At 65.9% G+C, this 10559-nt stretch carries 11 protein-coding genes; 7 read left to right on the forward strand and 4 right to left on the reverse strand.

The features are described from left to right. The first annotated feature begins 48 nt into the window (after positions 1 to 48). From HNQ66_RS20735 to HNQ66_RS20755, 5 genes are all read left to right on the forward strand, one after another. On the forward strand, positions 49 to 654 hold the full coding sequence (locus HNQ66_RS20735; protein WP_184146319.1) for a YqgE/AlgH family protein: 606 nt from the start codon (positions 49 to 51) through the stop codon (positions 652 to 654). Positions 655 to 746: 92 nt separating this feature from the next. Further along, positions 747 to 938 carry a CsbD family protein gene (locus HNQ66_RS20740; RefSeq protein ID WP_184146321.1) on the forward strand — a complete coding sequence of 64 codons (192 nt, stop codon included), beginning with the start codon at positions 747 to 749 and terminating at the stop codon, positions 936 to 938. A 75-nt stretch (positions 939 to 1013) separates the two neighbouring features. Beyond that, positions 1014 to 2069 (forward strand): zinc-binding metallopeptidase family protein, encoded by a 1056-nt coding sequence (locus HNQ66_RS20745; RefSeq protein ID WP_184146344.1) that lies wholly within the window; start codon positions 1014 to 1016, stop codon positions 2067 to 2069. 29 nt (positions 2070 to 2098) lie between these two features. Further along, positions 2099 to 2434, forward strand: a complete 336-nt coding sequence (locus HNQ66_RS20750) for a type II toxin-antitoxin system RelE/ParE family toxin (protein WP_184146323.1) — start codon at positions 2099 to 2101, stop codon at positions 2432 to 2434. A gap of 1 nt (position 2435) precedes the next feature. Beyond that, positions 2436 to 2744 carry a helix-turn-helix domain-containing protein gene (locus tag HNQ66_RS20755; RefSeq protein WP_184146325.1) on the forward strand — a complete coding sequence of 103 codons (309 nt, stop codon included), beginning with the start codon at positions 2436 to 2438 and terminating at the stop codon, positions 2742 to 2744. 3 nt (positions 2745 to 2747) lie between these two features. On the opposite strand, the gene HNQ66_RS20760 is transcribed toward HNQ66_RS20755, so the two are convergent. Together HNQ66_RS20760 and HNQ66_RS20765 are read right to left on the reverse strand one after the other, a co-directional pair. Further along, on the reverse strand, positions 2748 to 5591 hold the full coding sequence (locus tag HNQ66_RS20760) for an EAL domain-containing protein (protein WP_246434369.1): 2844 nt from the start codon (positions 5589 to 5591) through the stop codon (positions 2748 to 2750). Between the two features lie 121 nt (positions 5592 to 5712). After that, the gene (locus HNQ66_RS20765) at positions 5713 to 6306 is read right to left on the reverse strand and encodes a GNAT family N-acetyltransferase (protein ID WP_184146329.1); all 594 of its coding nucleotides are present in this window, start codon (positions 6304 to 6306) and stop codon (positions 5713 to 5715) included. Between the two features lie 175 nt (positions 6307 to 6481). Here HNQ66_RS20765 and HNQ66_RS20770 point away from each other — a divergent pair, with 175 nt between their 5' ends. After that, on the forward strand, positions 6482 to 6631 hold the full coding sequence (locus tag HNQ66_RS20770) for a DUF1127 domain-containing protein (RefSeq protein ID WP_184146331.1): 150 nt from the start codon (positions 6482 to 6484) through the stop codon (positions 6629 to 6631). Between the two features lie 117 nt (positions 6632 to 6748). Here HNQ66_RS20770 and HNQ66_RS20775 read toward each other — a convergent pair whose 3' ends face one another. Further along, positions 6749 to 8044, reverse strand: a complete 1296-nt coding sequence (locus tag HNQ66_RS20775) for a M16 family metallopeptidase (RefSeq protein ID WP_184146333.1) — start codon at positions 8042 to 8044, stop codon at positions 6749 to 6751. Between the two features lie 98 nt (positions 8045 to 8142). Next, on the reverse strand, positions 8143 to 9579 hold the full coding sequence (thrC, locus tag HNQ66_RS20780) for a threonine synthase (RefSeq protein WP_184146335.1): 1437 nt from the start codon (positions 9577 to 9579) through the stop codon (positions 8143 to 8145). A 178-nt stretch (positions 9580 to 9757) separates the two neighbouring features. On the opposite strand from thrC, the gene HNQ66_RS20785 reads away from it, so the two are divergent. After that, positions 9758 to 10336, forward strand: coding sequence for a hypothetical protein (locus HNQ66_RS20785; protein ID WP_380780762.1), 579 nt, complete (start codon positions 9758 to 9760; stop codon positions 10334 to 10336). The last annotated feature ends 223 nt before the right edge of the window (positions 10337 to 10559 follow it).

Consider the following 10559-nt stretch of genomic DNA (forward strand, 5'->3'; position numbering starts at 1 on the left):
AAAAAGAGCGCTTTTCATTTGGCGATGAATTGATAGGCTGAGGGCATCATGGCTATGTCGGTTCTGAAAAACAGACGAGAGCGAGGCTTCCTTGACGGTCAGTTCCTGATCGCCATGCCGGGCATGCTGGATGCCAATTTCGCCCGCACGGTCGTCTATATCTGCGCCCATTCGGATGACGGGGCCATGGGCTTCGTCATCAACCGGCCGCAGCAGTTGAGCTTCTCCGACGTGCTCCTGCATCTCGACCTTGCCGGCGAGGACGGGCTGATCCGCATGCCGGGCGCCTCGCGCGACTTTCCCATCCGCTGCGGCGGGCCGGTGGAAAGCGGCCGCGGCTTCGTGCTGCATTCGGACGACTACATGTCGGAATCCTCCATCCCCGTCAGCGACGACATCTGCCTGACGGCGACGCTCGACATCGTGCGCGCCATCTCGCGCGGGCGCGGGCCCGAGCGCGGCCTGATGATGCTCGGCTATGCCGGCTGGGGCGCCGGCCAGATCGAGAACGAGATCGGCGCCAACGGCTGGCTGAGCTGCCCGGCGCAGGAAGAGCTGATCTTCGACACCAATCTCGACAGCAAGTACGAGCGTGCGCTCGCTTTGATGGGCGTCACGCCCGCCATGCTCTCGGCCGAGGCCGGCCACGCCTGAGTGCGATTTTCACGGGTTCCCCGGAACTTGTCGCGCGGTTCGCCGTTAACGGGCCGCGTCGATGAGGACGTCTCGAACAAGGGAGCATGACGGTGAGCAGCACGACCGACAAGATCAAGGGTACGGCGAACGAAGTGACGGGCAAGGCCAAGCAGGCCGCCGGCAAGGCGGCAGGCAGCCCGAAGCTGCGCGCGGAAGGCGCCGCACAGGAAGCCAAGGGCAAGACGCAGAAGGCCGTCGGCAAGGCCAAGGACGCGGTCAAGGGCGCCGTCGACCGGCTCTGAGCCCAAACCGCCGAACGAACGAGGATGCCCGCATCGCCGCCCGATGCGGGCGTCTCGCCTGAAGCCGGGGACGTCATGAAGCTCTTCACCTGCAGCACCTGCGGCCAGACCATCCATTTCGACAACCGCGTCTGCGTGCGCTGCGGGGCGACGCTCGGCTTTTGCGTGGACGACATGGCGCTCCACGCGCTGGTGCCGGAAGGCGAAGGCCTTTGGGCGCTCGCGCCGGGAGAGGGCGCCTATCGCTTCTGCGCGAACGCCGCGCAGGACGTCTGCAACTGGCTGGTGCCGGCGACAAGCCCCCATGCCTATTGCGAGGCCTGCCGGCACAACCGCATCGTGCCGACCACCGACCCGCAGGGGCTGGAGCGCTGGCGGCGCATCGGCGCGGCGCAGCGCCACCTCTTCTATTCCATCCTGCGCTGGAAGCTGCCGCATCCGACGCGCGAGGAGGACCCGGCGGGCGGTCTCGTCTTCGATTTCCTGGCCGATACGGTGGGCGCGGACGGCACGATCGTCGCCGCGGCCATGACGGGCCACGAGGCCGGCGTCGTCAGTCTGCGCGCGGCCGAGGCGGACGATGCGGTGCGCGAGAGCGTGCGCGTTTCCATGGGCGAGCCCTACCGCTCGCTGCTCGGCCATTTCCGCCACGAGATCGGCCATTTCTACTGGGGGCAGCTCGTCCGCGACGAGGCGAGCCTTACGGAAGCCCGCCGCCTCTTCGGCGACGAGCGCGAGGACTACGCGGCGGCCCTCAGGCGCAACTACGAGCAGGGCCCGCCGCCCGATTGGCAGGACCGCTTCATCAGCGCCTATGCAAGCGCCCATCCTGCGGAGGATTTTGCCGAATGCTGGGCGCATTTCTTCCACATCGCCGACACGCTGGAGACCGCCCGCGCCTTCGGCCTCAACACCGATCCGAAGGGCCACGAGGAACTGGAGGCCGAAGTCACCTTCGATCCCTACCGCGCGCCTGATGCCGGTCGCCTCGTCGAGGCCTGGGTCCCGCTCTCCGTCGCCATGAACGCCATCCAGCGCTCCATGGGCCAGCCCGACAGCTACCCCTTCGTCCTCTCCCCGCCCGTGGTGGAGAAGCTCGATTTCATCAACGGGTTGGTGCGCCGCGCTTGAAAATATAACCCAATGGGTTATATTCGGGCATGCAGACGGTCGTTGAGCTTCCCACGTTCATCCGGCAGGCCGAGGCGATCTTCTCGCCGGAGGAACGCACGGCGCTCATCGATTATCTGGCGGCCCACCCCATGCTTGGGGACGAAATCCCCGGCGCCGGCGGCGTGCGCAAGCTGCGCTTCGCCGCCAGCGGCAGGGGAAAGCGCGGTGGCGCACGGGTGATCTATTACTGGTACAGCGAGGACGCGCCGATCTATGCGCTGCTCGTCTATGCCAAGAACGTTCGGACCGATCTTTCCCCTGCGGAAAAGAAGACCGTTGCGGCCATCGCGAAGGCGATCAAGCAGCATCAAAGGAGCAAGTGACATGGCGAAGAAAACCGCATTCGGGAGCGACCTTGCCGCCGCCATGTCCGAGGCGCTCGCCCATGCCTCCGGCGCACCCGTCGAAGGCACGCGGGTTCACGCCGTCGATACCGATAGCGTCGATCCGAGGGCTGTCCGGCGCCATCTCAAGCTTACCCAGGCGCAGATGGCGCAGTTTCTCGGCACGAGCGTTTCGGGCTACCGCAAATGGGAGCAGGGGCAGCGGCAACCGAGCGGCGCCGCCCGCACGCTCCTGCGCGTCATGGAGAAGGAGCCGGAAGCGGTCCTCCGCGTCCTTACGGCCGCTTGACGCCTACGCCCGCTTCATCAGCGGAAAGCGCTCTTTCAGCAGGCGCAGCACGGAATCGAAGCCGATGGGGGGGCCGAAGAGGTAGCTCTGGCCGAATTCGCAGCCCATGGCGCCGAGCTCGATGGCGTCTTCCTCCGACTCGATGCCTTCCGCCACGACCTGCATGTCGAGTTCGCGCGCCATGGAGATGACGGAGCGCAAGAGCACGGTGCGCTTGTCCGAGCCGTCGCGCACCAGCGCCTTGTCGATCTTGATCGTGTCGAAGGGGAAGCGCGTGAGGTAGGAGAGGGAGGAATGGCCGGTGCCGAAATCGTCGAGCGCGAGGCCAAGGCCCACGTCCTTCAGCTTGGCGAGGATGAGGCGGGCCTGTTCCGGGTTCTCCATCACGACGGATTCGGTGAGCTCGAGCTTCATCTTCTGCGGCTCGCAGCGCGTCTTGGTGAGCGCGGCGCGCACGTCGTTGTAGAGCTCGTTGTTGAGGAGCTGCGCGCTCGACAGGTTGACCGAGACGAAGATCGGCAGGTCGCCGGTCTGGAGCTGCCAGTCCATCAGGTCGCTCGCCGCCTTGTCGAAGGCGAAGAGGCCGAGCTGGTTGATGAGGTCCGAGGCTTCCGCGATGGGGATGAACTCGGTGGGCGAGATGTTGCCGCGCTTGGGATGGTCCCAGCGCATCAGCGCCTCGAAGCCGGCGATCTCCGCATCCGATAGGCGGACGATCGGCTGGTAGACGAGGGAGAGCTCCTTGCGCTCGATGGCGCGGCGAAGGTCCGTCTCGATCTGGAGGCGGTCGGCGCCGAAGGTGCGGAAGGCCGGGCGGAAGGGCTCGACGCGGTTGCCGCCCGCCTTCTTGGCGCGGTACATGGCCAGTTCCGCGTCGTTGAGCAGGCCGGCCGCGTCCTCCTGCTGGTCGACCCAGGAGACGAGGCCGATGGAGGCCGTCAGGATGATCTCGCGCCCGCCGAAATTGATCGGAACCATGATCGCCTTGCTGACGGCGTCGGCGAAATCGGCGACCTTGGCGGGGTCGCGCTCGGACATCAGGATCAGGCCGAACTGGTCGCCGGAAAGCCGCGCCAAGGTATCCTGCGGCTTCAGGAGACGGCGCAGGCGCCGCGTCAGCGCGATGAGGATGTTGTCGCCCGCGGCGATGCCGAGCGCGTCGTTGACCTGCTTGTAGCGGTCGATGTCGATGGTCAGCACCGTCGGGCGCACCGTGTCGGAGCTTGCCGTCAGCGAGAGGATCGATTGCAGCCGGTCGAGGAAGACCTGGCGGTTCGGCAGGCCCGTGAGGTTGTCGTGCAGGGCGTCCTGCAGGAGGCGGTCGACGGAATTGCGCTGCTCGGTGATGTCGATGATCGTGCCGACGCAGCGGATGATCTCTCCGTTGGCGCCGAGCACCGGCCGGGCGCGGATGGAGAGCCAGTGATAGTGGCCGTCCTCGGCGCGCACGCGGAACTGATGGTTCAGCCGGCCCTTGCGGTGCTCCAGCAGCACGTCGAGCGTGGCGCGGAAGCGGTCGCGGTCGTCCGGGTGGAGGCGCGGCAGCCAGTTGCGGGCAGGGCCGTGCATGACGCCGGGGGCAAGGCCGAGCTGGATGGAGATGTCGGGAATGGTGACGACGCGGTCGCGCGCCACGTCCCAGTCCCAGACGGTGTCGCCGGAGCCCGTCAGGGCCAGCGACTGGCGCTCGAGGTCGGAGAAGAGGCCCTGGCTATAGGCGCCGCCGGCAAAGGCGTGCTGCATCACGGTGAAGCCGATGAGGAGAACGATCAGCACGAGGCCGCCGCCGAGCGCCGGCTGGATGATGTCGTTGTTGAGCTGGCCCGTCACCGTCAGCCAGGCGCCGAACAGCCAGACGAGGATCAGCGACCAGGCCGGAACCAGCAGGATGGCGCGGTCGTATCGGTTGAAGCCGAGATAGGCGATGAGCACGATGCCGACGGTGCCGGTGAGCGCGAAGGACAGGCGGGCGATGCCGGCGGCGATCGGCGGATCGTAGATCGCGACGCCGAAGAGAAGGCCGAGCCCGAGGATCCACGCGAGCGTCGCATAGGAAAGATGCGCGTGCCAGCGGTTGAGGTTGAGATAGGTGTAGAGGAAGACGACGAGGCCGGCGGCAAGGAACACCTCCGTTCCCGCGCGCCATATCCGCTCGTCGCCCGCCGTGATGGAGATGAGCTTCGAGAGAAACCCGAAATCGACGCAGATATAGCCGAGCACCGCCCAAGCGAGCGCGGCCGTCGCCGGCAGCATGGAGGTGCCCTTCACCACGAAGAGGATGGTGAGGAAGACGGCGAGGAGGCCCGCAATCCCGAGCACGATGCCGCGGTAGAGCGTGAAGGCGTTGACCGTGTCCTTGTAGGCGTCCGGCTGCCAGAGATAGATCTGCGGCAGGTCGGGCGTGGCGAGCTCCGCGACGAAGGTGACGACGGAGCCGGGATCGAGCGTGATGCGGAAGACGTCGGCCTCCTCGCTCGGCTGGCGGTCGAGCGCGAAGCCCTGGCTCGGCGTGATCGAGATGATGCGCTTGGCGCCGAGGTCCGGCCAGAAGAGCTTGGACTGCACGAGGCGGAAATGCGGGGCGACGATCAGCCGGTCGATCTGCTCGTCCGAGACGTTGGCGAGCGCGAAGACGGCCCAGTCGCCCTGGTGCTCGTCCGAGGTGGCGCGCACCTCGATGCGGCGCACGATGCCGTCGGTGCCGGGCGCGGTGGAGACCTGGAAGGCCTCGCCCCGGCCGGTATAGATCTCGGTCGTGGCGGTAAGGTCCAGCGCCGTGTCGTCACGGGAGATCTTGACGGGCTCGACGGCGAAGGCCCGGCCGCAGGACAGGCCGACGAAAAGCATCGCCGCCAGGAGAAGGAAAGCGAGCAACCGGCTGGCACGCTGCATGTGCGGCACGAAAGAAGACGTCATTGAAAGCGCATTGTCCTTAGTCTGCCCAGTCCTGCCGCGTTCCCGTGTTCGCTCAGGGTCGCCTGTCGGCAGCCAGAAGCGAGAACATCACGTGGTCGCGCCACTCCCCGTTTATCTTCAGATACTCCCGAAGGTAGCCTTCCCGTTGAAAGCCGGCCTTTTCAAGGAGACGAATGCTTCTTGTATTGTCTGGAATACAGGCTGCCTCGATACGGTGCAACTGAAGGCTGGAAAAGATATAGGGAATGGCGAGTTTCAGTGCGGCCAGCATGTGCCCCTGGCCGGCGTGCCGCTCGCCCATCCAGTAGCCGATCATGCAGCATTGCGCGGCCCCGCGCCGGATATAGCCGATGGTCAGCCCGCCCAGCAGCGTCTTTTCCTCGCGGGAGAAGAGGAAAAGCGGCACGGCCTGGCCGGATGAAAATTCCTGTTCATTTCGGATGACGCGGGCGCGGAAGGCGCCTTCCGTCAGCTCGTCCGCGCGCCAGACGGGCTCCCACGGTTCCAGGAAGCGGCGGCTTTCCGAGCGCAGCGCATACCATTGGCGATAGTCCTGGAAGCGGGGCAGGCGGAGGAAATGCCTCTCGCCGGCAAGCTCGACGGCGTCGGGCTGCCGGGACAGAAACCGAAATACCGACCGTGCCATTCAGTCCTCCGCCATGCCGTTGCGGGGACACTATGCCGAGAGGCTCGCCGGCGTCAAATGGAGCGGAGAACGCCGCCTGCGGCCTATGCAATATTCGCATGCCTCTGCTGCGAACATATGCATTTTTTCCGGGCAGGAAAGCGCCTATCTATTGGGCAACACAAAGGAGTTGATCATGAACGTTTTCGCAAAGCTCAAGAAGAATGTAGCCGACCGCCGCGCCATGCGCGAACTCAGCGCCCTCGATGACCGCGCCCTCCAGGACCTCGGCATCTCGCGCTCGAACATCCAGTCCGCCGTCAAGGGCCTGGTCGTCTTCGGCTGAAGCCGGCCTCGCGCGGGGCGCCAGAACCCGCCGCGACAACGACGAACCCATCTGCCAAACGCCCGGTTCCCGGGCGTTTTTTGTTATGGGCATCCGGCTGGAAAGAGGGCGAAGCCCTCAGCTTGCCGCGCGATCGATGGTGCCGCGCGTCAGCGAGCGCGTGATGTCGCCGGCCGAGACGAGCTGCTCCAGCGGGCCGATGGCCGAGAGCGTCGGGACCGTGTCGAAGAACAGCCGGCCGGCAAGGTCCGTCAGCCGCTCGATGGTGATGCCGGCAAGGCGCTCCATCAGTTCCTCGTTGGGGATCGGGCGGCCGTAGAGCATCATCTGGCGGGCGATCTGGCCGGCGCGGGCGGCCGGGCTTTCCTGGCCCATCAGGAGCTGCGCGCGGATCTGCGCGCGGGCGCGCTCGATTTCCTGCTGCTCGATCGTCTCGGAGGATTTCTTCAACTCGTCGAAGATGACCGGCATCAGCTCCGGCAGGTTCTCCCCGCCCGTCGCTGCATGGATGCCGAAGATGCCGGTATCCGAAAAGCCCCAGTGGAAGGCGTAGATCGAGTAACAGAGGCCGCGGTGCTCGCGCACTTCCTGGAAGAGGCGGGAGGACATGCCGCCGCCGAGGATGTTGGCGAGGATCTGCGAACAGTAGAAGTCGCGCGCGTGGTAGGCCTTGCCCTCGAAGCCGAGAAGCACCTGCGCGTCCATCAGGTCGCGCGTCTCGCGCACGTCCCCGCCGGTATAGCGGGCCGGCTCGAAGACGGGGGAGAGCTTGGGCGCCGTCGGCAGCGAGGAGAAGCGCGTCTCGACCTGGCGCACGAAATCCTCATGATTGACCGCGCCGGCGGCCACCACGAACATGCGGTCCGTCGTGTAGTTGCGGTCGAGATAATGGCGGATTTCGCCCGGCGTGAAGGACAGCAGGGTCTCCGGCGTGCCGAGGATGGCGCGGCCGATGATCTGGTCGCGGTAGGCGACCTCGGAGAAGCGGTCGAAGACCACGTCGTCGGGCGTGTCGTTCGCCGCGCCGATCTCCTGCAGGATGACCTGCTTCTCGCGGCGCAGCTCGTCCTCGTCGAAGGCGGATTCCGTCAGGATGTCGGCGAGGATGTCGACCGCGAGCGGCACATGGTCCTTGAGGACGCGGGCGTAGTAGGAGGTGGTTTCCGTGGAGGTGGCGGCGTTGACCTCGCCGCCGACATTCTCGATCTCCTCGGCGATCTGCCGGGCCGAGCGGCGCTCGGTGCCCTTGAAGGCCATGTGTTCGAGAAGATGGGCGATGCCGTGCTCGTCCGTGGTTTCGTTGCGCGAGCCGGACTTGATCCAGACGCCGAGAGCCACGCTCTCGAGATGGGGCATGTTTTCCGTTACCACGGTCAACCCGGATGCAAGCCGGGTGCACTCAACTTTCATCATGCGCACTTTCTGCGTTCCAGCCTTTCCGCTCCCGGGGGATCGGAAAGGTCCTCCCTGTGATCCCGCAATCCCGGGCGCAAGCCTGCCCCTGGAATTGCCTAGCCCCGGATTCGCGAATGGTCGCCGATATAGGCTTCCACGACGTCGAGTTCTGCGCTCAGGACGTCGAACCGCTCCTGCCTTTGCATGAGGTCAGCAAGCCACGTCGGAAGCGCCGGGTCAATACCGCAGGCCGATTTTACTGCCGCGGGGAACTTGGCCGGATGGGCCGTCGCCAGCGTCACCATCGGCGCGTTTGCCTTCTCGTGCCTGGCCGCGACGAAGACGCCGATGGCCGAATGCGGGTCGAGCAGGTAGCCGGTCTCGGCGAGCGTCTTGCGGATCGTCTCGGCGACCTGCTTTTGCGAGGCGCGGCCGGCGCGGAACTCCTTGCGGATCGCCTTCAGCGCGCCCGGCTCGATGTCGAAGGCGCCCGCCTGCTTGAGGCTCGCCATGGCGCGGCGCACCGCGCCGGCATCGCGGCCGTGGGCCTCGAACAAGAGCCGCTCGAAGTTGGACGAGATCTGGATGTCCATGGAGGGCGAGGTGGTGGCCTTGGCCTCCTTCATCTCGTAGCGCCCGGTCTTCAGCGTGCGCACGAGAATGTCGTTCTCGTTGGTGGCGATGACGAGCTTGTCGATCGGCAGGCCCATGCGCTTTGCCGCATAGCCGGCGAAGATGTCGCCGAAATTGCCGGTCGGCACGGTGAAGGAGATTTTCCGGTCCGGTGCGCCGAGCGTGACGGCGGTGGTGAAGTAGTAGACGATCTGGGCCATGATGCGCGCCCAGTTGATCGAGTTGACGCCGGAGAGCTTCATCCCGTCGCGGAACTTCGTATCGTTGAACATCGCTTTGACGAGGTTCTGGCAATCGTCGAAATTGCCCTTGATGGCGAGCGCGTGGACGTTCTTCGCCGTCGAGGTCGTCATCTGGCGCTGCTGCACCGGCGAGACCTTGCCTTCCGGGAAGAGGATGAAGATGTCGGTGCGCTCGCGCCCGGCGAAGGCGTCGATGGCCGCCCCGCCGGTATCGCCCGAGGTGGCGCCGACGATGGTGGCGCGCTCGTTGCGGGCGGCCAGCGCATGGTCCATCAGCCGGGCGAGAAGCTGCATCGCCACGTCCTTGAAGGCGAGCGTCGTGCCGTGGAAGAGCTCCATGACGAAGGCGTTCGGCCCGGTCTGCACCAGCGGCGCGACGGCCGGGTGGCGGAAGGTGGCATAGGCCTCGTCGATCATCGCGCGGAACGTGTCGGCCGGGATGTCGCCCTCCACGAACGGGGTGAGCACCGTGAAGGCGATTTCCTCATAGGACTTGCCGCGCAACGCCCGGATCTCCCGCTTCGAGAAGGTCGGCCATTGCCGCGGCACGTAGAGGCCGCCGTCGCGGGCAAGGCCTGCCAGGAGCGCGTCGGAAAAACCGAGGGAAGGGGCCTCGCCCCGGGTCGAAACATAATCCACGTTCACACGTCCTTGGAATGGTCGGGCTTGCGAAGGCATGGCCTGCCGGCTCCCGAAACGGCCTCTCCGAAATTCTGCGGGCGGTTTCATTCGACAATCGATTTTTCGCCGCGTCGCTGCTATAGACCATCGCCTGGGGTCGTGAAAAGGCCCGTGAAACGAGTTCCGAAAGGCTTGCGCGCCGGAGGCGGAGCCTGATCGCAGGGGTAGACGTAACGTGTATGGAATGACCATCCGCCGCTTTCTCGGCATTTCCCTTCTCGCCGTCGTCGCCGGCTGCAACCAGACGGACAAGCCCGTCAATCTCGGCGTGACCAGCGACCCGTCGGGCGTTCAGGCCGCCGCCCAGCAGCAGACGCAGGTCGCCGTCGTGCAGGGCTCGTGCCCGCAGGTCTACCTGCGCGACGGCACCGCCGTGCTGGAGCGCTACGGCAAGGGCGCCAAGGACGATCCGCAGAACCTTCTCTACCAGGCGACGCTCGCCGACACGACGCGCCAGTGCGTCATCAACGAGAACCAGCTCGTCATGACCGTCATGGTGCAGGGCCGCATCGTCAGCGGGCCGGCCGGCGGCAGCGGCACGGTCAACCTGCCGATCCGCGTCGCCGTCCTCGACGGGCCGAACGAGCTTTATTCGCAGACCGTGCAATATCCCGTGACGATCCCGGCCGACACCGGCTCCGGCCAGTTCATCTTCACCCAGGCCAACGTCGCCATCCCCGGCGGCTCCGGCGGCTTCACCAAGGTCTATGTCGGCTTCGAGGACGGCCCGGCGAAGAAGAAAAAGCGCAAGTAACGGTTTTTCCGGCTCTGCAAACACGAAGGCCGCGGAAGATGCTTCCGCGGCAAACCCGCCGCCGTCATCCTCGGGCTTGACCCGAGGATCCACGCTTCACGGCACGCGCTGAGCGCGGGGTATGGATGCTCGGGTCAAGCAACCGTGGAGTCATTGAGAGAGGGCTGCCTGTGATCGGGCGATTGCATTGAGGATTGTCATGAGCTTTCGAATGGTTGCGACC

It is taken from the genome of Shinella fusca (genome assembly GCF_014203155.1).
Taxonomy (GTDB): Bacteria; Pseudomonadota; Alphaproteobacteria; order Rhizobiales; family Rhizobiaceae; genus Shinella; species Shinella fusca.

Bases quoted from the DNA above. Each gene is read 5' to 3' on its own strand.
- HNQ66_RS20760 (WP_246434369.1), bottom strand. From the start codon at position 5,591: ATGCTTTTCGTCGGCCTGTCCTGCGGCCGGGCCTTCGCCGTCGAGCCC.
- HNQ66_RS20765 (WP_184146329.1), bottom strand. From the start codon at position 6,306: ATGGCACGGTCGGTATTTCGGTTTCTGTCCCGGCAGCCCGACGCCGTC.
- HNQ66_RS20745 (WP_184146344.1), top strand. From the start codon at position 1,014: ATGAAGCTCTTCACCTGCAGCACCTGCGGCCAGACCATCCATTTCGAC.
- HNQ66_RS20735 (WP_184146319.1), top strand. From the start codon at position 49: ATGGCTATGTCGGTTCTGAAAAACAGACGAGAGCGAGGCTTCCTTGAC.
- HNQ66_RS20770 (WP_184146331.1), top strand. From the start codon at position 6,482: ATGAACGTTTTCGCAAAGCTCAAGAAGAATGTAGCCGACCGCCGCGCC.
- HNQ66_RS20775 (WP_184146333.1), bottom strand. From the start codon at position 8,044: ATGATGAAAGTTGAGTGCACCCGGCTTGCATCCGGGTTGACCGTGGTA.
- HNQ66_RS20755 (WP_184146325.1), top strand. From the start codon at position 2,436: ATGGCGAAGAAAACCGCATTCGGGAGCGACCTTGCCGCCGCCATGTCC.
- thrC (WP_184146335.1), bottom strand. From the start codon at position 9,579: ATGCCTTCGCAAGCCCGACCATTCCAAGGACGTGTGAACGTGGATTAT.
- HNQ66_RS20750 (WP_184146323.1), top strand. From the start codon at position 2,099: ATGCAGACGGTCGTTGAGCTTCCCACGTTCATCCGGCAGGCCGAGGCG.